Source organism: Stutzerimonas azotifigens (assembly GCF_013522725.1).
GTDB classification, from domain to species: domain Bacteria; phylum Pseudomonadota; class Gammaproteobacteria; order Pseudomonadales; family Pseudomonadaceae; genus Stutzerimonas; species Stutzerimonas azotifigens_A.
In genome coordinates this window covers 283,027-303,038 of the sequence record NZ_JAAMRF010000004.1, presented here as the reverse complement: position 1 = coordinate 303,038, position 20,012 = coordinate 283,027, and the positions used below count along the sequence as shown (strand labels likewise).

21 protein-coding genes are annotated in these 20,012 nt (G+C 64.2%); 3 read left to right on the top strand and 18 right to left on the bottom strand.

What is annotated here, in order from left to right:
- Positions 1-8: 8 nt before the first annotated feature.
- The 9 genes from hemW to G7026_RS09940 form a co-directional block, all read right to left on the bottom strand.
- Positions 9-1,223 (bottom strand): radical SAM family heme chaperone HemW, encoded by a 1,215-nt coding sequence (gene hemW / locus G7026_RS09980; protein ID WP_181070621.1) that lies wholly within the window; start codon positions 1,221-1,223, stop codon positions 9-11.
- The gene (rdgB, locus tag G7026_RS09975; protein WP_181070620.1) at positions 1,220-1,816 is read right to left on the bottom strand and encodes an RdgB/HAM1 family non-canonical purine NTP pyrophosphatase; all 597 of its coding nucleotides are present in this window, start codon (positions 1,814-1,816) and stop codon (positions 1,220-1,222) included. Before rdgB ends, hemW begins: the two co-directional genes overlap by 4 nt.
- Positions 1,813-2,232, bottom strand: coding sequence for a DUF4426 domain-containing protein (locus G7026_RS09970; RefSeq protein ID WP_181070619.1), 420 nt, complete (start codon positions 2,230-2,232; stop codon positions 1,813-1,815). The genes rdgB and G7026_RS09970 overlap by 4 nt, the downstream gene beginning before the upstream one ends.
- A gap of 28 nt (positions 2,233-2,260) precedes the next feature.
- Positions 2,261-2,860: a methionine biosynthesis protein MetW gene (gene metW, locus G7026_RS09965; RefSeq protein WP_181070618.1), complete on the bottom strand. Its 600-nt coding sequence runs from the start codon at positions 2,858-2,860 to the stop codon at positions 2,261-2,263.
- A gap of 9 nt (positions 2,861-2,869) precedes the next feature.
- Positions 2,870-4,009: a homoserine O-succinyltransferase MetX gene (gene metX / locus G7026_RS09960; RefSeq protein WP_181070617.1), complete on the bottom strand. Its 1,140-nt coding sequence runs from the start codon at positions 4,007-4,009 to the stop codon at positions 2,870-2,872.
- 130 nt (positions 4,010-4,139) lie between these two features.
- Positions 4,140-6,110, bottom strand: coding sequence for a dynamin-like GTPase family protein (locus G7026_RS09955; RefSeq protein WP_181070616.1), 1,971 nt, complete (start codon positions 6,108-6,110; stop codon positions 4,140-4,142).
- A 110-nt stretch (positions 6,111-6,220) separates the two neighbouring features.
- Positions 6,221-6,811 (bottom strand): YggT family protein, encoded by a 591-nt coding sequence (locus tag G7026_RS09950; RefSeq protein WP_181070615.1) that lies wholly within the window; start codon positions 6,809-6,811, stop codon positions 6,221-6,223.
- A gap of 13 nt (positions 6,812-6,824) precedes the next feature.
- Positions 6,825-7,646 (bottom strand): pyrroline-5-carboxylate reductase, encoded by an 822-nt coding sequence (proC, locus tag G7026_RS09945; protein ID WP_181070614.1) that lies wholly within the window; start codon positions 7,644-7,646, stop codon positions 6,825-6,827.
- Between the two features lie 17 nt (positions 7,647-7,663).
- Entirely contained in the window at positions 7,664-8,353 is a 690-nt protein-coding gene (locus G7026_RS09940; RefSeq protein WP_181070613.1) for a YggS family pyridoxal phosphate-dependent enzyme, read from the bottom strand.
- A gap of 66 nt (positions 8,354-8,419) precedes the next feature.
- Between G7026_RS09940 and G7026_RS09935 the strand changes: the two genes are divergently transcribed.
- Entirely contained in the window at positions 8,420-9,454 is a 1,035-nt protein-coding gene (locus G7026_RS09935; RefSeq protein WP_181070612.1) for a type IV pilus twitching motility protein PilT, read from the top strand.
- Between the two features lie 71 nt (positions 9,455-9,525).
- On the top strand, positions 9,526-10,671 hold the full coding sequence (locus G7026_RS09930; RefSeq protein ID WP_181070611.1) for a PilT/PilU family type 4a pilus ATPase: 1,146 nt from the start codon (positions 9,526-9,528) through the stop codon (positions 10,669-10,671).
- Here the strand turns inward: G7026_RS09930 and G7026_RS09925 are convergent.
- Both G7026_RS09925 and G7026_RS09920 read right to left on the bottom strand, forming a co-directional pair.
- Entirely contained in the window at positions 10,668-12,086 is a 1,419-nt protein-coding gene (locus G7026_RS09925) for a UdgX family uracil-DNA binding protein (RefSeq protein WP_308811775.1), read from the bottom strand. The genes G7026_RS09930 and G7026_RS09925 overlap by 4 nt on opposite strands.
- The gene (locus G7026_RS09920; RefSeq protein WP_181070609.1) at positions 12,083-13,294 is read right to left on the bottom strand and encodes a putative DNA modification/repair radical SAM protein; all 1,212 of its coding nucleotides are present in this window, start codon (positions 13,292-13,294) and stop codon (positions 12,083-12,085) included. The genes G7026_RS09925 and G7026_RS09920 overlap by 4 nt, the downstream gene beginning before the upstream one ends.
- Before the next feature lie 143 nt (positions 13,295-13,437).
- On the opposite strand from G7026_RS09920, the gene G7026_RS09915 reads away from it, so the two are divergent.
- Positions 13,438-13,836: an NINE protein gene (locus G7026_RS09915; RefSeq protein ID WP_181070608.1), complete on the top strand. Its 399-nt coding sequence runs from the start codon at positions 13,438-13,440 to the stop codon at positions 13,834-13,836.
- 45 nt (positions 13,837-13,881) lie between these two features.
- Here G7026_RS09915 and G7026_RS09910 read toward each other — a convergent pair whose 3' ends face one another.
- From G7026_RS09910 to gshB, 7 genes are all read right to left on the bottom strand, one after another.
- On the bottom strand, positions 13,882-15,153 hold the full coding sequence (locus G7026_RS09910) for a dihydroorotase (RefSeq protein ID WP_181070607.1): 1,272 nt from the start codon (positions 15,151-15,153) through the stop codon (positions 13,882-13,884).
- Entirely contained in the window at positions 15,153-16,157 is a 1,005-nt protein-coding gene (locus G7026_RS09905; protein ID WP_181070606.1) for an aspartate carbamoyltransferase catalytic subunit, read from the bottom strand. The genes G7026_RS09910 and G7026_RS09905 overlap by 1 nt, the downstream gene beginning before the upstream one ends.
- Positions 16,158-16,166: 9 nt before the next feature.
- Positions 16,167-16,682: a bifunctional pyr operon transcriptional regulator/uracil phosphoribosyltransferase PyrR gene (gene pyrR, locus G7026_RS09900; protein ID WP_181070605.1), complete on the bottom strand. Its 516-nt coding sequence runs from the start codon at positions 16,680-16,682 to the stop codon at positions 16,167-16,169.
- A complete protein-coding gene (gene ruvX, locus G7026_RS09895; RefSeq protein WP_181070604.1) occupies positions 16,679-17,131 on the bottom strand; it encodes a Holliday junction resolvase RuvX in 453 nt (150 codons plus the stop codon). The genes pyrR and ruvX overlap by 4 nt, the downstream gene beginning before the upstream one ends.
- A complete protein-coding gene (locus G7026_RS09890; RefSeq protein ID WP_181070603.1) occupies positions 17,128-17,697 on the bottom strand; it encodes a YqgE/AlgH family protein in 570 nt (189 codons plus the stop codon). The genes ruvX and G7026_RS09890 overlap by 4 nt, the downstream gene beginning before the upstream one ends.
- Before the next feature lie 87 nt (positions 17,698-17,784).
- On the bottom strand, positions 17,785-18,681 hold the full coding sequence (locus G7026_RS09885; RefSeq protein WP_181070602.1) for an energy transducer TonB: 897 nt from the start codon (positions 18,679-18,681) through the stop codon (positions 17,785-17,787).
- 146 nt (positions 18,682-18,827) lie between these two features.
- On the bottom strand, positions 18,828-19,784 hold the full coding sequence (gshB, locus tag G7026_RS09880; RefSeq protein ID WP_181070601.1) for a glutathione synthase: 957 nt from the start codon (positions 19,782-19,784) through the stop codon (positions 18,828-18,830).
- Positions 19,785-20,012: the final 228 nt, after the last annotated feature.

The following is a 20,012-nucleotide window of genomic DNA, read 5'->3' as shown; positions in this document are numbered from 1 at the left end:
CGGTGTCCTTAGGGTAGAAACAGTTGCAGCAGATCGTTGAGAAAAAGCTGGCCGCGTGGCGTAGCCACCAGGCGAGCCGGGTCGTCGAGCAGCAGGCCGCGGCGTATCGCCTCGTCGCGTCCCTGCTCGAGCTGTTGCAGCGCCAGGCCGGTACGCTGGGCGAACAGCGCGGCGGGTACGCCTTCGGTCAGGCGCAGCGCATTCATCAGGAACTCGAACGGCAGTTCCTCGGCCGTGAGCGTCTTGCGGCCGGCCCGGTAGGCCTTGACCGGGTCGAGGTAGTCCTTGGGCAGGCGGGTTTTCCAGCTGCGCTCGATGCGTCCGTCAGGATGGGTCAGCTTGGCGTGGGCACCGGCGCCGATGCCGAGGAAGTCGCCGAAGGTCCAGTAGTTCAGGTTGTGCCGCGCGCATTGCCCGTCCCGCGCGTAGGCGGAGGTCTCGTACTGCCCGTAGCCGTGGCTTGCGAGTAGGGCCTGGCCCGCTTCCTGGATGTCCCAGAGCACATCGTCCTCGGGCAGCTGCGGAGGCTGGCTGAAGAACAGGGTATTGGGCTCCAGGGTCAGCTGATACCAGGACAGGTGCGTCGGCAGTTGGGCAATCGCGATTCGCAGATCGGCCAGGGCGTCGTCCAGGCTCTGCCCGGGCAAGCCGTGCATCAGGTCCAGGTTGAAGTTGTCGAAACCGGCCGCGCGGGCCATGTCGGCGGCGCGGATCGCCTCGTCGCCGTCGTGAATGCGCCCCAGCGCCTTGAGCTTCTCGGCCTGGAAACTCTGCACGCCGATCGACAACCGATTGATGCCCAAGGCACGGTAGCTGCGGAATTTTTCCTGCTCGAAGGTACCTGGATTGGCTTCGAGGGTGATCTCGATGTCGTCGGCGAAACCGACCCGCCGCTCCAGCCCTTGGAGAATCCTGCCCAGCGCCTGGGCCGAAAACAGGCTGGGGGTGCCGCCGCCGAAGAAGATCGAGCTCAGCCGGCGGCCGTGGACGTGCTCGAGGTCCTGATTGAGGTCGCTCAGCAGCGCGTCGACATAGGCATCCTCGGGCAACGAGGGGCCGGCCGCGTGGGAATTGAAATCGCAGTACGGGCATTTGCGCACGCACCAGGGGATATGGACATAAGCCGCCAGAGGCGGCAGTTCGAAGCCGGAAGTCAGCCGCTCGAAGCTGTCCGTGTGCTTTTCGCTTCCAGCTTCCTGCTTCCGGCTTCCGGCTGCGCTCATGCGATGCCCAACCGCTGTTTGAGGATCGCCATCGCCCGTGCGCGATGGCTGATCCGGTTCTTTTCGGCCGCCGGCAGCTCGGCGCTCGAGCATCCCCGCTCGGGCACCCAGAACAGCGGGTCGTAACCGAAGCCCTGATCACCGCGGGCAGCATGCAGGATGCTGCCCGGCCAAAGCCCTTCACAGATGATCGGCAACGGATCGTCCGCATGCCGCACCAGCGCCAGCGCACAGACGAACTGGGCTCCGCGCTCCGCAACGGGCACCTCGCGCAGGGCGTCGAGCAGCTTGGCATTGTTGGCGGCATCGCCCTGGCCGTCGGCATAGCGTGCCGAGTAGATGCCCGGCGCGCCGCCGAGGGCGTCGACTGCCAGACCCGAATCGTCGGCCAGTGCCGGAAGGCCGGACAGCCGCGCGGCATTGCGCGCTTTGAGGATAGCGTTCTCGACGAAGGAGAGGCCGGTTTCCTCGGGCTCGATATCGCTGAACTCACCCACCGAGCGCACGCGGACCGCGTCTCCGAGCATGGCCTGCAGCTCCTTGAGCTTGCCGGCGTTGTGGCTGGCCAGCACCAGTTCGTTGAAAGGCATCATGGGTCGGGAAACACTTCCTGGTTGAAGTTGAAACTCATTGGCTCGCCGCCCAGCGGTTGGACATTGAGGGTGAAACGCAGGGTCTCGCGCGAGTCGAACGGGAACTGGGCCAGGTAGTAGATCGCCTGGCCTTCCTTTATCTGGCGGAAGGCCAGGGGACGGTCCTGGCCGAGCAGGTTCCTCACCGAGCCGTTGACCAGTGAGGGGACCGGCTCGCCCTGCTTGAGTACCGATACGTTGACCACGCCCTGGGTCCTGCTGCGCACCAGGCCGGTGGCGGCGGCGACGTCCGGCTGCAGGAAACCGGAATTGAAGGTGATGTAATGCACGTCGTACTCGCCAAAGCTCTGCTTGCGTTCGGCCAGCGCCGGTACGGCCAGCAACAGGGCGAACAGGAGGGTCAGGCTCCGCTTCATCAATTACCTCCGATGGTGTAAGGGTGGTTCATGGCTGCGGCCGGCTGACGCGGTAGATGCCGATCTCGCCGAACAGGTTCGGCCAGAGTTTGCTGGCCCAGCCGTGGCGATGCTCGCGATCGACCGCAAGGCGTTCCTTGACGGTGATCTTCAGCTGGCGGCAGAGGTTTTCGAAGTCTTCGAAGGTACAGAAATGGATGTTCGGCGTGTTGTACCAGGTGTAAGGAAGAAATTCCGAAACCGGCATGCGTCCCTTGCTCGCCAGGTACCAGCGGCAGCGCCAGTGGCCGAAATTGGGAAAGGTGATGATGCATTCGCGGCCGACGCGCAGCATCTCTTCGAGCAGCTTGTCGGGGTAGTGCACCGCCTGCAGTGCCTGGGTCATGACCACCACGTCGAAACTGTCGCTGGCGAAGTTGCCGAGCAGCTTGTCCAGGTCCTGCTCGATCACGTTGACGCCCTTGTCCACGCAGGCGGCGATATTGCCCGGATCGATCTCCAGCCCGTAGCCGCTGACGTTCTTGTGGTCGCGCAGCCAGGCCAGCAGCTCGCCGCTGCCGCAACCGAGGTCGAGCACGCGGCTGCCCGCCGGTATCCAGTCTTGGATGATGTCCAGATCGGCTCGCATGTGAGGTCCTTAAACGGCGATGCGGTTCATGTAACCGCGGAAGGCTTGCAGGTAGCGCGGAATCGGCATCAGGAAGGCGTCATGGCCCTGGGGCGCATCGATCTCCAGGTAGCTGACGTTCTTCCCAGCAGCGATCAGGGCCTCGACCAGTTCGCGCGAGCGTTCCGGCGAGAAGCGCCAGTCAGTGGTGAAGGACATCACGCAGAAGTCGGCCTTCGCCACGGCCAGTGTGGCGGCCAGGTCGTCGTCGTGGGCGGCGGCCGGGTCGAAGTAATCGAGCGCCTTGGTCATCAGCAGGTAGGTGTTGGCATCGAAGCGCCCGGAAAACTCCTCGCCCTGATAGCGCAGGTAACTTTCGACCTGGAATTCGACGCTGTTGAAATCGTAGTTGAGCTTGTCGCTCTTCAGTCCGCGGCCGAATTTGGCGCCCATGGCGTCATCGGACAGGTAGGTGATGTGACCGACCATGCGCGCCAGCATCAGCCCGCGCTTGGGAATCACGCCCTGCTCGTGGAAGTGTCCGCCGTGGAATTCCGGATCGGACAGGATCGCCTGGCGAGCCACTTCGTTGAAGGCAATGTTCTGCGCCGAGAGCTTGGGCGCCGAGGCGATCGCCAGGCAGTGCCGCACGCGCTCGGGGTAGCTGATGGTCCACTGCAGCGCCTGCATGCCGCCGAGGCTGCCACCGACCACCGCGGCCCACTGGTCGATGCCCAGGGCATCGGCCAGGCGCGCCTGGCTGTGCACCCAGTCTTCCACGGTGATCACCGGGAAATCCGCGCCGTAGGGCTTGCCGGTGGCCGGATTGAGGCTGCAGGGGCCGGTCGAGCCGTTGCAGCCGCCCAGGTTGTTCAGGCTCACCACGAAGAAGCGCTCGGTGTCGATCGGCTTGCCGGGGCCGATGCAGCTGTCCCACCAGCCGGGCTTGCGATCTTCCGGGTTGTGGTAACCGGCGGCGTGATGGTGTCCGGACAACGCGTGGCAGATCAGCACGGCATTGCTGCGCTCGGCGTTGAGCGTGCCGTAGGTTTCGTAGATCAGCTGGTAATCGGCAAGTGTGCGGCCGCAGGCGAGCGCCAGAGGATCGGCGAAATGCTCGACCTTCGGGCTCACCAGACCGACGGAGTCGTCTGGAATGGCAGTGGGCATCGACCCTGTCTCGCAAGAAGAAGGCGGCAAAGTCTAAAGGGAAGCGCGCTTCAATTCATCCAGTATCGATGGCTGCGCCGCCGCACACCGTGTCGCCACGGGGTGCGGCGGCCCGCGCTCGGCAGCCGGTTCAGTTGGCGGCGAAGTGAGCGTTCAGGTTCACCACCTTGGCCTGGCGTTGTTGCGGCGCGGGGCGACGCAGCGCGCGCTGGATGTCGTTGGCGACTGCCAGTTGCTCTTCGAGCTCGCCGCTGTAGCGGGTCAGCAGCTGGCCACGCTGGCTGGCCTGCTGGGTTTCCTGGGCCAGGGCCTTGAGCTTGAACATGTGGGTTTCGAGCTGCTGCTTGTGCTCGAGCGAATGTTGCAGCAGTGGCGCCAGCGCTTCGTTGGCCCACTGCTCGGCTTCCTGGCGCAGTCTACGATGCAGGGCGACCACTTCGAGCACCAGTGTGGCGAAGAAGCGCCGGGTGAGGATCTGTTGCTCGGTCAGCAGGGTCTTGAGCTGAAGGCGGAACTGGTCGGCCTTGCCGTGCAGCTTTTTCAGCTCGCGCTGATACGGCTTGAGATTGAACAGCGGCGCATCGACCGCGCGCAGCGGATTCTCCTCGTTGTGCCGGCGATAGACGGCCGAGACCATCTTGTTGGCCAGTTCCGCCTCCTGCTCCAGCAGCCCCAGATCCAGCTCCACGGAGCGGAAGAACTGCAGGATGCCGAGATTGATGCCGATGGTGGTCAGGCTGCCGGTCAACCGCTGGCGCAGCTTTTCCAGACTCTGGTCGAGTCGCTCGGTGCGAATGGCGGCACACAGCAGGTCGCCCTGGCGCTTGATCAGCCGCTGATTGGTCTTCAGGCCGAGCAGCTGCTTGTGGTGCAGGTCGTGATCTTCGCGGGTACGGGCGGTGAGCTCGAGCAGCATCTGGCCGTTGTCCTGCTGATGGCTGGCGAGCAGATCGCGCTGCTCGCAAACCTTTTCCAGGCGCAGGCTGAGTACGTGCTGACTGTTCTGCAGGAGGGCCAGGACCTGCTTGATGACGCGGTCTTCGAGCAGGCGTTCCTTCTGCGCGATGATGCGCTCGCAGAGCAGTTTTTCCAGCTCGGCCAATTGGCTGCGTTCGAGAAGTGCCTTGTCGCCGCGGACCTTGGCCAGCAGGGCCTGCTTGGCCGATAGCGGCAACACGTCCTCGTCCTCGAGGCCCAGCTGCTTGGCAGTGTGGCCGCGCAGGCGGTGAATGGCGTTCTGCATGAACACCTCGCCCGCCAGGTCGTCCCAGAGCACGTCGATCTTGTTCAGCACGGCGAACAGGGCGCCCTGGGTAGTCTCGTCGAGGCGACGGATGTGTTGCTGCCAGATTTCCATGTCGCTCGCGGTGACGCCGGTGTCGGCCGACAGCATGAAGATGACGCCCTGGGCGCTGGGCAACATCGAAAGGGTCAACTCCGGCTCGCTACCCAATGCATTGAGTCCCGGCGTGTCGAGAATACGCAGGCCCTGACGCAGCAGCGGATGATCGAAATTGACGAGGGCGTGACGCCAGGCCGGAACCAGGACCTTGCCTTCGATGCCGGCACTTTCCAGCATGGCCGGATCGAAGCCCAGCTGGATCGCCTGCTCCACCGGCATCGGCTTGACCAGTGCCACCTGGCCGAACGCCTCGGCCATGTTGTCGGCATCGGTCGGATCGAGTGCAATGTTGGTCCACTGCTCGGGCGATCGCTTGAGCTGGGCGATGCTGGTCTCGCCCAGTCGCGTCTCGATCGGCAGCAGGTGGATATAGGAACGTTCCGAACGCGGGTCGAAGAACAGTTCGGTCGGGCACATGGTGGTGCGACCTGCTCTCGACGGCAGCATGCGCTGGCCGAATCCGGAGAAGAACAGGGCGTTGATCAGTTCGGTCTTGCCCCGGGAGAATTCGCCGACGAACGCGAGGGTGATGTGGTCGGTGCGCAGCAGTTTGAGCGCGCGTTCCAGACGGGCTTCGACCCCTTCGGAGTTGAGCCGGTTGTGGGCCAGCCAGCTACGGTAGCGGGTGACCTCGCGGATAAGATCACGCTTCCAGGTTACGTAGGCATCCACCTGCTGATCGAGACGTTCCATGCTCACCTGGTGCCGGCAATTTATGATGCGGCGATTATGCGATGAATCGCCGCGGGGTCAATTGCGGTGACCGGCCGGAGCACCCAAAGGGCAAATCGACCGGTCGGGCGGTCGTCTCACATCAACAGACGCAGGGTATCTGGCATATGAGTCATGGCGGCCAGGTTGTTGATCACCATCATGTCCAGCAGGCGCAGTGCCAGGAATGCGAAGATTGGCGACAGGTCGAGCCCGCCCAGGCTCGGCAATATGCGACGGATCGGGCTCAGCAGCGGTTCGCATAATTGATTGACCAGTTGCGCGCCGGGGTTGTGGCTACCCGGAGCGACCCAGGACAGGATCACGCTGATGATCAGCGCGAAGAAGAAGATCTTCAGAAATAGCCCCGTCACGCCAATGATCGCCCAGACCAGCAACTGCATGGGATTGCCGGTAGTGCCGTAGGCCAGCAGCAGGGTCAGCGCCATCAGCAGCATCTGCAGCAGGACGGCAAGTACCAGCGACGCCAGGTCGAGCCCGCCCAGGCTGGGAATGATCCGACGCAGCGGGCGCAGCAGCGGATGGGTCGCGCGCACGATGAACTGGCTCAGCGGGTTGTAGAAATCGGCACGTACCAATTGCAGGATGAAACGCAGCAGCACTATCAGCAGATAGAGGCTACCCAGCGTCTGCAGGACGTAGATAGCCGCGGTGTTCAGTCCAATCATCAATGACTCCTTGTTAGCGGCCCAGCTGCTCGGCCAGTTCGACCGAGCGCCGTGCGGCGGCGTTCAGGGCCTGTTGTACCAGGGATTCGAAGCCGCCAGCCTGGAAAGCTTTGATCGCGGCTTCGGTGGTGCCGTTCGGGGAGGTGACGCGGCGTCGCAGTTCTGCTGCATCGACCTCGCTCTCGCAGGCCATCCGCGCAGCGCCCAGGGCGGTATGCCGGCTTAGCTGTTCGGCGGTCTGGCGGGGCAGGCCGAGGGCTTCGCCGGCAGCGGTCATCGCCTCGATCATCAGGAAGAAATAGGCTGGACCGCTACCCGACACGGCAGTCACCGCGTCGATCAGGTTTTCATCGTCCAGCCACAAGGCCAGGCCCACGGCGGACAGCAGCCGTTCGGCCTGCTGGCGCTGCGCCGCGCTGACCTGCGGATTGGCGAACAGGCCGCTGACACCTTGGCGCAGCAGCGACGGTGTGTTGGGCATGCAGCGAACGATCGGACGGCTTGCGCCGAGCCAACGCTGCAGGCTTTCGCAGCTGATCCCGGCGGCGATCGAAACGACGAGCGTCTGTGGTTCCAGGTGCTCGGCCAGCGCGCGGCAAACCTCTTGCATCACCTGGGGCTTGACCGCCAGCACGACGATGTCGGCGCCGGCGACGGCGTCGCGGTTCTCGGCGAAGGCTTCGATGCGGTGTTCGCGGCTCATAGCGTCACGCTTGTCGGCGCCCGGGTCGCTGGCGCGAATGGCATCGGCCGGAACGCCCTCGGCGCGCAGGCCGCCAATCAGGCTTGCGGCCATGTTGCCGGCACCGATGAAGGCGATGCGGGGTTGAGTCATCGATTGCTTTCCTTTATTCATGCGGAGCGCCCGTACTCTCGGGCGCCGAACAGGGCGGTGCCGATGCGGACCCAGGTCGCGCCCTCGGCAATGGCGGCTTCCAGATCCTGACTCATGCCCATGGACAGGGTGTCGAGGTCGGCCCCCAGGGTTTCCTTCAACCGGCGCAGGCGAGCGAAGGCCTGACGCTGTTCGACAGGGTTCTCGGTAGGTGCCGGGATGGTCATCAGCCCGCGCAGGCGCAGGCGGGGCAGCGTAGCGATCGTCTCGGCCAGCGCGGCGACCGCCTCGGGCGAGCAGCCCGACTTGCTCGCTTCGCCGCTGACGTTGACCTGAATGCAGATATTCAAAGGCCCGAGCGCGTCGGGGCGCTGCTCGGACAAACGCTGGGCAATCTTGAGACGGTCGACCGAATGCACCCAGTCGAAATGCTCGGCGATGGCCTTGGTCTTGTTCGACTGGATCGGGCCGATGAAATGCCAGCGCAGGGGAAGGTCGGCGAGGTCCGCCTGCTTTTCCAGCGCTTCCTGCAGGTAATTCTCGCCAAAGTCCCTCAGGCCGGCATCGAACGCTTCACGGATCGCCTCGGCCGGCTGGGTCTTGCTGACCGCCAGCAGGCCCACCGATTCTGCTTCTCGCGTCGATGCTTGCGCCGCCTCACGGATGCGCGCTCCGACCTTTGCAATATTCGTTGCTATCGTGGACATTACCTGCGCCCGCCGCCTCATGGTCTGCGCGGCATTCTACCTGCTTGCTTGTAATTGGGGAGTCCCATGGATATCACTGAGCTGCTGGCGTTCAGCGCCAAGCAGGGTGCGTCGGACCTGCACCTTTCCGCCGGCTTGCCGCCGATGATCCGCGTCGACGGCGATGTGCGCCGGATCAACCTGCCGCCGCTGGATCACAAGCAGGTGCACGCGCTGATCTACGACATCATGAACGACAAGCAGCGCAAGGACTACGAAGAGTTCCTCGAGACCGACTTCTCCTTCGAAGTGCCCGGTGTGGCGCGTTTCCGCGTCAACGCGTTCAACCAGAACCGCGGCTCGGGCGCGGTATTCCGGACCATTCCCTCCAAGGTGCTGACCATGGAAGACCTGGGGATGGGCGAAGTGTTCCGCAAGATCACCGATGTGCCGCGCGGCCTGGTGCTGGTCACCGGCCCGACCGGTTCGGGCAAGTCGACCACCCTGGCGGCGATGCTCGACTACCTCAACAGCACCAAGTACCACCACATCCTCACCATCGAGGACCCGATCGAATTCGTTCACGAGTCCAAGAAGTGCCTGGTCAACCAGCGTGAAGTGCACCGCGACACCCTCGGCTTTTCCGAAGCTCTGCGTTCGGCGCTGCGTGAAGACCCGGACATCATCCTCGTCGGCGAGATGCGCGACCTGGAAACCATCCGTCTGGCACTGACCGCGGCGGAAACTGGCCACCTGGTGTTCGGCACCCTGCACACCACCTCGGCCGCCAAGACCATCGACCGTGTCGTCGACGTCTTTCCCGCCGAAGAAAAATCCATGGTCCGCTCCATGCTTTCCGAATCGCTGCAGGCGGTCATTTCGCAGACGCTGCTCAAGAAGGTCGGCGGTGGGCGAGTCGCGGCACACGAAATCATGATCGGCACACCGGCCATTCGAAACCTGATCCGCGAAGACAAGGTCGCCCAGATGTACTCGTCGATACAGACCGGCGGTTCGATTGGCATGCAGACGCTCGATGCCTGCCTCAAAGGATTGCTGGCAAAAGGGCTCATCAGCCGCGACAGTGCCAAGGAAAAGGCCAAGACGCCGGAAAATTTCTAACCCCTACGCGCCTGCGGGCGAAGGGTTTGCCGCTGCGGCGGCGGTTTCGCTAGACGATTGCGAGTACACCGATGGAATTCGAAAAACTGTTGCGCCTGATGGTGGAAAAGGGCGGTTCCGACCTGTTCATCACCGCTGGCGTTCCGCCGTCGATGAAGGTCAACGGCAAGATCATGCCCGTGACCAAGAACGCGATGTCGCCGGAGCAGACCCGTGAAACCGTGCACGGGGTGATGAACGAGGCGCAGCGTCGGGATTTCACCGAAAACCACGAGTGCAATTTCGCCATCAGCGCCCGCGGTATCGGCCGCTTCCGCGTCAGTGCCTTCTACCAGCGCAACCTTGCAGGCATGGTGCTGCGTCGCATCGAGACCAACATCCCTACCATCGACGACCTCAAGCTGCCCGACGTGCTGAAGAAGCTGGCAATGACCAAGCGCGGGCTGGTGCTCTTCGTGGGCGCTACCGGCACCGGCAAGTCGACCTCGCTGGCGTCCATGATCGGCTACCGCAACAAGCATTCGAGCGGGCATATCATCTCCATCGAGGACCCGATCGAATACATCCACCAGCACCAGAGCTGCATCGTCACCCAGCGCGAAGTCGGCATCGATACCGAGTCGTTCGAGGTGGCGCTGAAGAACACTCTGCGTCAGGCGCCGGACGTGATCCTGATCGGCGAGGTACGGACCCGCGAGACCATGGACCACGCCGTGGCCTTCGCCGAGACCGGCCACCTGTGCCTGGCAACTCTGCACGCCAACAACGCCAACCAGGCGCTGGACCGGATCATCAACTTCTTCCCCGCCGATCGACAGAACCAGGTGTGGATGGACCTTTCGCTGAACCTCAAGGCCATCGTCGCCCAACAGCTGGTTCCAACCCCGGACGGCAAGGGCCGTCGAGCGGTGATCGAGGTGTTGATCAACACCCCGCTGGCCGCCGACCTGATTCGCAAAGGCGAAGTCCACGAGCTCAAGGCGCTCATGAAGCGCTCCACCGAACTCGGCATGCAGACCTTCGACCAGGCGCTGTACAACCTTTATGTACAGGGCGAAATCACCTATGAAGACGCCTTGCTCTACGCCGACTCGGCAAACGATCTGCGCCTGATGATCAAGCTCGGTTCGGAAACCGACGGCGAGCACCTGACCAGCGTCTCCCAGGGGCTGAGCCTGGAAGTCAGCGACGAGGACCCGGGCCGCAGCTTCCGCTAAGCCTCGTGCGCCAGCCGGTTCGCCTGCTCCAAGGCGGCGACCAGTTCGGCGAGCCGCACCTCGGCGTCTCCTCGGCTTCGCAGGATCGCTGCCGGGTGAGGCGCCACCAATAACCAGAAGTGCTCGTGACGTATCGCCTGGCCGCCGAAATCGGCCAGGCGGATGCGCTGCGGGTCATGCATTTTCAGCACGGACGCCAGCGCCGTGCGGCCGAGCGCAACCACGACCCGCGGGCGTATCCGGTTCAACTCTTCGTCCAGCCAGGGGCGACAGGCCTGAATCTCGGCGGGCTTGGGTGTAGCGTGCAGGCGCGTGGCGCCTCGGCTGGTGGAACCGCCGCGGGGCTCCCATTTGAAATGCTTGACCGCATTGGTCAGGTAGAGCGCGTCCCGCTCGAGTCCCGCTGCCAGCAATGCGTCGTTCAGTACCTGTCCCGCCGGACCGACGAAGGGGCGGCCAGCCAAGTCCTCGAGGTCACCGGGCTGTTCGCCGATCAGCATGATCGATGCTTGCTGCGGGCCTTCGCCGGGCACGGCGCAGGTGGCGTTGCGCCAGATCGCGCAGGCCTGACAATCCTGCAGGGCGCTAGTGGTCGGGCGCGCGGGCTGAGCCCGCTCACGGGCGATCAAGACCGCCTTGCCGTCGCGTTCACCGACGTCCGCAGCCTGTGCCAGGCGCTGTTGTCCGGCCCGGGCCTCGCTGACCATCTGCGGGATCAGGCGTGCCTCCGGCAAGTGCTGCCAGAAGCGCACCGGCATATGCCCACGCATGGCCTTTTCGTTCAGTCGCGCCGGGTTGAACGTGCTCTGGTAGTAGGTCTGCCACAGCGCATCGCCGCGCTCGTCGACCACCTTGGCCAGTCGCGTCAGTGCTGGCGGGCAGGGGTGCCGATAGTGCAGCGCGTGGCCATCGAAACAGGCTGCGCCATCAGGGGTCGCGATAGCCCATCGAGTCCGGCCCATGCGACCGATGAAATGCTCCGCGCCCAGGTCCAGCACCTCATGGGCCGGCTCGTGCCAGGCGATGAACTCGACCTCGGTCGCCTGGCAGGGACGAAAACGCAGAAAGGCATGCAGGTGATGAGCTTCGCGACGTACCGCCTTGATGCGCCGGTGCAGCTCGCTGCCGTCGCTGTCGCCGGCGAGAATCGCACTTCGGTCACCTGTCACGACGCGCCAGAGTACGCGGTACAGCAGCGCCCAGCGATCCTCGGCGCGAAAGCGCGCAGCGCTGGCCAGTAGTTCGGGGAGGGCGCGCGGGATGCGTAGCGTCCTCGGTGGGTCGCCGCTGCCCGTCGCATCCAACAGGCCGTCAAGCAGCCCTGTGTTGCCCTGCCAGTCCGCTTCGTGTGGCGCGACGCCGGCCAGCACCAGGCGCCTGGCCTCCTGGCGCCAGTCATCGAACGAGCTGATCACCACAGCGCCATCTGCGCCGGCTGGTCACTAAGCTGGCGGCGCAGCACGGACGACTCCAGCGTCGCCTCCCGGGGGCGATAGTCCTGGGTGACGATGAAGGGTTTGGCCTTGTCCATGGCGCAACGCAGGCGAATCAGGTCGGCATAGCGAATCCGTCGTTCACGGCGCAGCTCGACCAGCCGTTTGGCATTGCGCACGCCGATGCCGGGTACCCGCGCGATCAGCATCGGCTCGGCGCGGTTCAAATCGAGGGGGAACTGCTCGCGGTGGTTCAGTGCCCAGGCAAGCTTCGGATCGATGTCCAGGGGCAGGTTGCCCGGGCCGTCGAGCAGTTCGTTGACCCTGAAGCCATAACCGCGCAGCAGGAAATCCGCCTGGTAGAGGCGGTGTTCGCGCAACAGCGGTGGCGGTTGCAGCGGCACCGAGTTCGGGCTTTGCGGGATCGGGCTAAAGGCCGAGTAGTAGACGCGTTTCAAGCCGTAGGCGCCGTAGAGGCGCTGGGCGGTGTGCAGGATGATGCTGTCGTCGGTGGTGTCTGCGCCGATGATCATCTGCGTGCTCTGGCCGGCTGGCGCGAACGACGGGGCGCGGCGCTCACCCTCGGCTTCTTCGACGCCCAGGCGGATCTGCCCCATGGCCTGGCGAATGGTCCTTCCGCTCTTTTCCGGCGCCAGGCGTGTCAGCCCGTCTTCGGTGGGCAACTCGACGTTCACGCTCAACCGGTCCGCGTAGCGCCCGGCTTCGGCGATCAGCTGCGGGGCGGCGTCGGGGATCGTCTTGAGATGAATGTAGCCACGAAACTCGTGCTCTTCACGTAGCAGCCTGGCGACACGGGTCAGCTGTTCCATGGTGTAGTCGGCCGAGCGGATGATGCCCGAGCTCAGGAACAAGCCGCTGACGAGGTTGCGCCGGTAGAAATCCAGCGTCAGGCGTACCACCTCCTCCGGCGTGAAGCGGGCGCGCGGCACGTTGCTGGAGCGGCGGTTCACGCAGTACTGGCAGTCGTACAGGCAGAAGTTGGTCAGCAGGACCTTGAGCAGCGAGACGCAGCGACCGTCGGGCGTGAAGCTATGGCAAATTCCTGTGCCATCGGTTGCGCCGAGCCCATTGCGGTCTTTCGAACTGCGCCGGGGTGCTCCGCTGCTGGCGCAGGAGGCGTCATACTTGGCGGCGTCGGCGAGCACCGTGAGCTTGTCGATGAGTTCCATGACGAAGACCGCTAACTGTATTTATATACAGTATCTTGCCTGGCCTGCGTTCGGGCAAGTCTACTTGGCTCCTATTTGTCGGATCGACGACGGCCGGGCAGGGTCTGATCTGTCGCTTTTCCCTTTCCTCCAGGAGGACACACATGCAAAGACAGGACACCCACAGCAAGGTCATCGGTTATCTGCTCTGGATATTCGGCTTTCTTGGCGCGCACCGCTTTTACTATGGCAAGCCTGTCACGGGCACCATCTGGTTCTTCACGCTGGGGTTGCTGTTCATCGGCTGGATCATCGACCTGTTCCTGATCCCGGCGATGGATCGCGAGGCGGACCTGCGGTTCACCGCCGGGCCTCTGGACTACAACATCGGCTGGATCCTGCTGACCTTTCTCGGGATTTTCGGGGTGCACCGGATGTATCAGGGCAAGTGGATCACCGGCATCCTCTACCTGTGCACCGGCGGCCTGTTCTTCATCGGCGTGCTCTACGACTTCTGGACGCTCAACACTCAGATTTCGGTTCGCAACGCCCAGCGCACCTGAAGCTCAGGAGCGCGTTGCGCGCTCCTGAGCAGGTTGGCTATCCGATCAGCGGCGATAGCTGATACGGCCGTCCACCAAGGTGTAGCGGACCGCGCCCGGCAGGCAATGGCCGAGGAACGGGCAGTTACGGCCCTTCGACAGCCAGGTTTCGCCCACCAGCGTGGAGCTGGTCGGGTCGAACAGCACCAGGTCGGCCGGCATGCCCTGGGACAGTTGTCCCGCGGGCAGGTTCAGGGCGGCGGCCGGCCCGCTGCTCAGACGAGCAAGCAGGGTCGGCAGGTCGAGCAGTCCGTCTTGGACCAGCGTCAGGGCCAGCGGCAGGAGGATCTCTGCGCTGCTGATGCCGGGCTCGGTGGCGCCGAAGGGCGCTTCCTTGGCATCTGCCTCATGGGGTTGATGATGGCTGGAGATAGCCGAGACGACACCCTGCTTGACCGCCTCGCGCAGCGCCTCGCGGTCCGCGCGGCTACGTAGCGGCGGTTGCACGTGATAGAGGCTGGAGAAGCCCTGCAGGGCTTCTTCGGTGAGGATCAACTGGTACATCGCCACATCGGCGGTCACCGGCAAGCCCCGCGCCTGGGCATCGGCAATCATCTGCACGCCGCGTGCGCTGGTCAGTTGGGTGAAGTGCGCACGTACTCCCGCCTGCTCCACCAGCAGCAGGTGCCGCGCCAGTGCCAGGGTTTCCGCCGTTTCCGGAATGCCGGCCAACCCGAGAAAGCTGGCGACCGGGCCTTCATGGGCGAGTCCGCCCTCGGCAAGATCGGCATCCTGGGAGTGGAAGACCACGGTGAGGTCGAAGGTGGCGGCGTATTCCAGTGCGCGGCGCAGATTGCGACTGTTGGCGAACTCGCGCAGCCCGTTGCCGAAGGCGACGCAGCCTGCATCGCGTAGCGAGACCAGTTCGGCCAGTTGCTCGCCTGCCAGCTCACGGGTCAGTGCGCCGATCGGATAGACCTTGGCGTGTCCCGACTCGCGCGCTCGGTCGAGGATGAGCTCTGCCACTGCCGGGGTGTCCAGCACCGGACGCGTATAGGGTGGGCAGCAGAGGCTGGTGATGCCTCCAGCGGCGGCGGCCAGCGTCTCGCTAGCAATGTTGCCTTTGCGGCTGTAACCGGGCTCGCGCAGCGCCACGCTGAGGTCGACCAGGCCTGGCGCAGCCACCAGCCCCTGTGCATCGATCGAGGTAGCGGCCTCGTAGCCCGCCGGTGCTTGGCCGATGGCGACCACCTTGCCGTCCTGCAGATAGATGTCGGTGACTTCGTCCCGTCCGCTGGCGGGGTCGATCAGGCGGGCGCCGAGGATCTGAACGGGCATCACTTCTGCTCCTCGGAGTCGAGTTGGCGCTGCGCGGTCTGTCCGCTCATGGCCATGGACAGCACCGCCATGCGGATGGCGATGCCGTAGGTAACCTGATTGAGAATGACCGACTGCGTGCCGTCAGCCACCGCCGATTCGATTTCCACGCCGCGGTTGATCGGGCCCGGATGCATGACGATGGCATCGGGTCGCGCCTGAGCCAGGCGCTGCGTGCTGAGGCCGTAGAGTCGATAGAACTCGCTTTCGCTCGGCAGCATCCCGCCCTGCATGCGCTCGCGCTGCAAGCGCAGCATGATCACCACGTCGACGTCACGCAGGCCCTCGCTCATGTCGTTGAACAGGCGCACACCGTACTGCTCCAGGCCGATCGGCAGGAGCGTTTTCGGGCCGATGACGCGAATGTCCGGACAGCCCAGGGTCTTGAGCGCGAGCATGTTCGAGCGGGCGACACGCGAATGCAGGATGTCGCCGACGATGGCCACCGAGAGGTTTTCGAAGCTGCCCTTGTGGCGGCGAATGGTGAGCATGTCGAGCATGCCCTGGGTCGGGTGCGCGTGGCGCCCGTCGCCACCGTTGATCACGGCGACATCGGGACAGACGTGCTCGGCGATGAAATGCGCGGCGCCCGACTCTGCGTGACGGACCACGAACATATCGGCTGCCATGGCCTCCAGATTGCGCAGGGTGTCGGTGAGCGTTTCGCCCTTGCTGGTCGAGGAGGTCGACACGTTAAGGGTGATGACGTCCGCCGAAAGACGCTTGGCCGCGAGCTCGAAGGTGGTACGGGTACGCGTCGAGTTTTCGAAGAACACGTTGCAGACGGTCTTGCCGCGCAGCAGCGGTACTTTCTTCACCGATCGGTTGCCGACTTCGAGAAAGGAGTCGGCCGTGTCGAGGATTTCGGTCAGCAGCTCGCGGGGCAGGCCGTCGAGCGAGAGGAAATGGCGCAGCTGACCGAGGTCGTTAAGTTGCAGCGGGCGCTTGGCGTCGGTGGGCGTCATCGCGTGATCTCAGTTGGAGGCGGGGGCGAGGGCCTGAAGCTCGAGGGCAAGCGGCGTCGGGCCGAGCAATTTTACCCGCTGCTCCGGTGCCAGGGACAGGGTGGCGCCGACCACGTCAGGGCGGACCGGCAGCTCGCGAGCGTTGAGATCGAGCAGGCACACCAGGGTCACACTGGCGGGGCGCCCGTAGTCGAACAGTTCGTTGAGTGCGGCGCGGATGGTGCGCCCGGTCATCAGGACGTCGTCGATCAGCACCAGATGCTGGCCCTCGATCTCGAACGGCAGCTCCGAAGGCTGCACCTGTGGATGCAGGCCGTTCTGAGTGAAATCGTCGCGGTAGAAGGAGACATCGAGAATGCCAAGCGGCTGGTCGCGGCCGCTGGCCTGCATGAGCGCCTGGGCGACCCAGACGCCACCGGTGCGGATGCCGATGAAGTGGGGATCGAGGATCTCGCGGCGGGCCAGGTGATGATCGAGCGCAGCGGCCATTTCCGGGAGAAGCTGCTCGGGACGGGGAAGGTTCATGGGTGCTCCTTGGGAAGGGGAGAGGGAGCGGACTGCGCTGCTAGCCAGCCTTCGAGCAGAAGGGCCGCGGCCAGGGCATCGACCGGCCGTTCGCGGTAGTTGCCCGACTGGCCCTGGCGGAGCCGCTCGCCCTTGGCTTCGAAGGTGGTCAGGCGTTCGTCGTGAGTGTGTACCGGCAGGTTGAAGCGACCATTGAGGCGCCTTGCGAACTTTTCTGCGCGGGCGCTCATGGCGCTGGCCGAGCCATCCATATTCAACGGCAGGCCTACGACCAGTGCGTCTGGTTGCCACTCACGGATCAGTGCTTCGATCTGGTTCCAGTCGGGGATGCCGTCGCGGGCCTTGAGCACGCACAGTTCGCGGGCCTGGCCGGTGATGGGCTGGCCAATGGCGACACCGATCTGGCGGGTTCCGTAGTCGAAGCCGAGCAGCAGGCGCAGCGCGCTCATGCGTGGCCCGCCTGAGCGGTCAGCAGGCTGAGATTCACGCCCAGTCGCGCCGCGGCGGCCTGTAGTCGTTGATCGTAGGGGAGATCGAAAAGAATGCTGTCGTCCGCCGGGCAGGTCAGCCAGGCGTTGTCGGCAAGCTCCGCCTCGATCTGCCCGGCTTCCCAGCCGGCATAGCCGAGCGCGATGAAGTGGCGTTCGGGCCCCTGGCCGTCGGCGATCGAGAACAGCACATCCTGGGAGGTGGACATCGCAAGCTCGCCCAGAGACAGGGTCGCCTGAAATTGCCAATCGTTCGGGTGCAGGACGAAGCCGCGGTCGGTCTGAACCGGTCCGCCGCTAAAGATCGGTAGGCTCTGGCACAGGGCCGCGGGCGGCTCGTCGGGGCGCAACTGTTCGAGCACGTCGGCAAGGCTGAGTCCGCTGGGGCGATTGACGATCAGGCCCATCGCGCCGTCTGCGCTGTGCTCGATCAGATAAATGAGGGTCTGTGCGAAATTCGGATCTCCCATGTGGGGCATGGCGATCAGAAAGTGGTGCTTGAGGTAGCTTGGCGAGGAGATCTTCATGGCACCTAGTTTCGGTCTTCGCGCGGCAGGCGGCAAGCCAGTAGACGATCCGAGGGCGGGGCCCGTCTCGTGCGGCCTGCGCCGCAATCACTGGCTGGACAGGCGATCGCCGCGCTCGAAGCGCCAGGTGCGGATGATTTCTACCTGGTCGAAGCTCTGCGCCAGTTCACCGGTGAACGGAGCGAACGGTGCGGCCAGCCGAACGATGCGCATGGCGGCCTCGTCGAGCACTGCCTGCCCGGAGGACTCCAAAACCTGCAGTTCGTGCACCGTGCCGTCACGGTTGATCGTCACCAGCATGCGCAGGCTGCCATATATATGTTGGCGTCGGGCCTCGTCCGGGTAGTTGAGGTTGCCGATGCGCTCGACCTTCTTGCGCCACTCGTCGCGGTACCAGGCGCTGATATCGCGCATGGTCGCCGCGCTGTTCTGTCGGCTCACCCGTGGGCGCTTGGCGTACTGTTCGCGCTCGCGGGCCAGTTCGGCTTCGAGGCTCGCGATTTCCGAACTCAATTGCGAGCTGTCGAATACAGGTGCCGGCGGGCTTTCCGGCTGCGGCTTGGTCTGCTCCTGCTTGACCGGTGCGCGTTCTGGCTGCGGCGAGCGGGTAGTGACCGCCGCCTTGGGTGCTTCGGCGCGAGTCGCTTTCGGCGGCGCGGCCGCGGGGGTGACCTTGCGGATCTCGTTATCCTGGAACGGCGCCTGCTCGGTGGTCTTCGGTGATGCCTTGTGCTCGAGGGTGCCGCTGCCCTGTTGGTTGTCCTGTGCGAGGAAATCGGCTTCCTTGGGCTTTTCCTCGCTCTTGAACGTCGAGAGGGTGATTTCCAGGGTTTTGCTTATCTGGCTCGGCTCGGCCAGGCTGAAGCCAAGGCCGAGGATCAGCGCGGCGTGCACCACGCCCGCCAGGAAAAGCGTAAAGCCGAGCCGGTCCGCCGGGCGGATGCCGGTGGCTTGAGGGGCTGGTTGGCGTATGGCTGCGTTCATCGCGTATCAGGGTCGGTTCGGATGCCGCGCAGTCTGCCGAGGGGAAAACCAAAAGTCTATGAACCAGGCGGCAGCTTCGCACATGCGCGCCCGGGTCGATGTGAGTTCGCGCGCCGGCAGCGCGCGCGAGAACTAAGTGACGGGATCTAGCGGCGGACGTCGAGCTTTTTTGCAATCGCATCCATCAGGGCGCTGCCGATGCGGGTATCGAAGGCATTGTCGATTTCGCGAATGCAGGTCGGGCTGGTGACGTTGATTTCGGTCAGGTAGTCGCCGATGACATCAAGGCCGACGAAGACCAGGCCGCGTTTGCGCAGCTCAGGCCCGACGATGGCGGCGATCTCGCGGTCTCGGTCGGAAAGCGGCTGGGCGACGCCGCGACCTCCAGCGGCCAGGTTTCCGCGGGTTTCCCCGGCGGCTGGAATGCGTGCCAGGCAATACGGAATCGGTTCGCCGTCGATCATCAGGATGCGTTTGTCGCCGTCCTTGATCTCGGGAATGTACCGCTGCGCCATGATCTGGCGCTCGCCGTGCAACGTCAGGGTCTCGAGGATCACCGACAGATTCGGGTCGCCCTCGCGATGGCGGAAGATCGACGCGCCGCCCATTTCATCCAAGGGTTTGAGAATGATGTCACGCTGCTCTCTTGCGAAGTCGCGCAGAATGTCTGCACGTCGGCTAACCAGAGTCGGCGGAGTGCATTGTGGAAACTGGGTGGCGAAGAATTTCTCGTTGCAGTCCCTTAGGCTTTGCGGACGATTGATCACCAGCGTGCCGGCCTTCTCGGCCAGCTCCAGCAAGTACGTCGCGTAGACGTACTCGCTGTTGAAAGGGGGGTCCTTGCGCATGAGGATGACATCGAGTTCCGCAAGGCCCGTGTCTGCTTCTTCGCCTAGCTCATGCCAACGTTGTGAGTCGTTGAACACCTTCAGCGGGCGCATTCTGGCCCGGGCTTCGCCGCCCAGTTGATAAAGATCGCGTTGCTCCATGTAGAGCAGCGACCAGTCGCGTTCCTGGGCAGCCAGGAGCATCGCCAGTGAGCTGTCTTTCTTGAAGGCGATCTGCGCGATAGGGTCCATGATGATCCCGACGCGAATGGTCATGAAGTAATCTCCGGCTATGCGGCAGCGTGTCTGTCGCGGGCTTAGAATGACACCGCAGATTGGCGCTGGCTGCGGGCTGGGTCAAGGATAAACCTTGAGCTGCCAGGCTCGATAGCTTGCGCTTGTATAGTGTGCTAAAAAGGTCCGTCGAATGGGTGCAGCCCATCGGTGGCAGGGCCTCTGGCGCACTGGCATAACGATAAACAACGACTCACCGAGGCGATGGTA

Excerpts from the sequence above, each read along its gene's own strand:
- hemW (WP_181070621.1), bottom strand. The coding sequence starts at position 1,223 with ATGAGCGCAGCCGGAAGCCGGAAGCAGGAAGCTGGAAGCGAAAAGCAC.
- rdgB (WP_181070620.1), bottom strand. The coding sequence starts at position 1,816 with ATGATGCCTTTCAACGAACTGGTGCTGGCCAGCCACAACGCCGGCAAG.
- G7026_RS09970 (WP_181070619.1), bottom strand. The coding sequence starts at position 2,232 with ATGAAGCGGAGCCTGACCCTCCTGTTCGCCCTGTTGCTGGCCGTACCG.
- metW (WP_181070618.1), bottom strand. The coding sequence starts at position 2,860 with ATGCGAGCCGATCTGGACATCATCCAAGACTGGATACCGGCGGGCAGC.
- metX (WP_181070617.1), bottom strand. The coding sequence starts at position 4,009 with ATGCCCACTGCCATTCCAGACGACTCCGTCGGTCTGGTGAGCCCGAAG.
- G7026_RS09950 (WP_181070615.1), bottom strand. The coding sequence starts at position 6,811 with ATGATTGGACTGAACACCGCGGCTATCTACGTCCTGCAGACGCTGGGT.
- proC (WP_181070614.1), bottom strand. The coding sequence starts at position 7,646 with ATGACTCAACCCCGCATCGCCTTCATCGGTGCCGGCAACATGGCCGCA.
- G7026_RS09940 (WP_181070613.1), bottom strand. The coding sequence starts at position 8,353 with ATGTCCACGATAGCAACGAATATTGCAAAGGTCGGAGCGCGCATCCGT.
- G7026_RS09935 (WP_181070612.1), top strand. The coding sequence starts at position 8,420 with ATGGATATCACTGAGCTGCTGGCGTTCAGCGCCAAGCAGGGTGCGTCG.
- G7026_RS09930 (WP_181070611.1), top strand. The coding sequence starts at position 9,526 with ATGGAATTCGAAAAACTGTTGCGCCTGATGGTGGAAAAGGGCGGTTCC.
- G7026_RS09920 (WP_181070609.1), bottom strand. The coding sequence starts at position 13,294 with ATGGAACTCATCGACAAGCTCACGGTGCTCGCCGACGCCGCCAAGTAT.
- G7026_RS09915 (WP_181070608.1), top strand. The coding sequence starts at position 13,438 with ATGCAAAGACAGGACACCCACAGCAAGGTCATCGGTTATCTGCTCTGG.
- G7026_RS09910 (WP_181070607.1), bottom strand. The coding sequence starts at position 15,153 with ATGCCCGTTCAGATCCTCGGCGCCCGCCTGATCGACCCCGCCAGCGGA.
- G7026_RS09905 (WP_181070606.1), bottom strand. The coding sequence starts at position 16,157 with ATGACGCCCACCGACGCCAAGCGCCCGCTGCAACTTAACGACCTCGGT.
- pyrR (WP_181070605.1), bottom strand. The coding sequence starts at position 16,682 with ATGAACCTTCCCCGTCCCGAGCAGCTTCTCCCGGAAATGGCCGCTGCG.
- ruvX (WP_181070604.1), bottom strand. The coding sequence starts at position 17,131 with ATGAGCGCGCTGCGCCTGCTGCTCGGCTTCGACTACGGAACCCGCCAG.
- G7026_RS09890 (WP_181070603.1), bottom strand. The coding sequence starts at position 17,697 with ATGAAGATCTCCTCGCCAAGCTACCTCAAGCACCACTTTCTGATCGCC.
- G7026_RS09885 (WP_181070602.1), bottom strand. The coding sequence starts at position 18,681 with ATGAACGCAGCCATACGCCAACCAGCCCCTCAAGCCACCGGCATCCGC.
- gshB (WP_181070601.1), bottom strand. The coding sequence starts at position 19,784 with ATGACCATTCGCGTCGGGATCATCATGGACCCTATCGCGCAGATCGCC.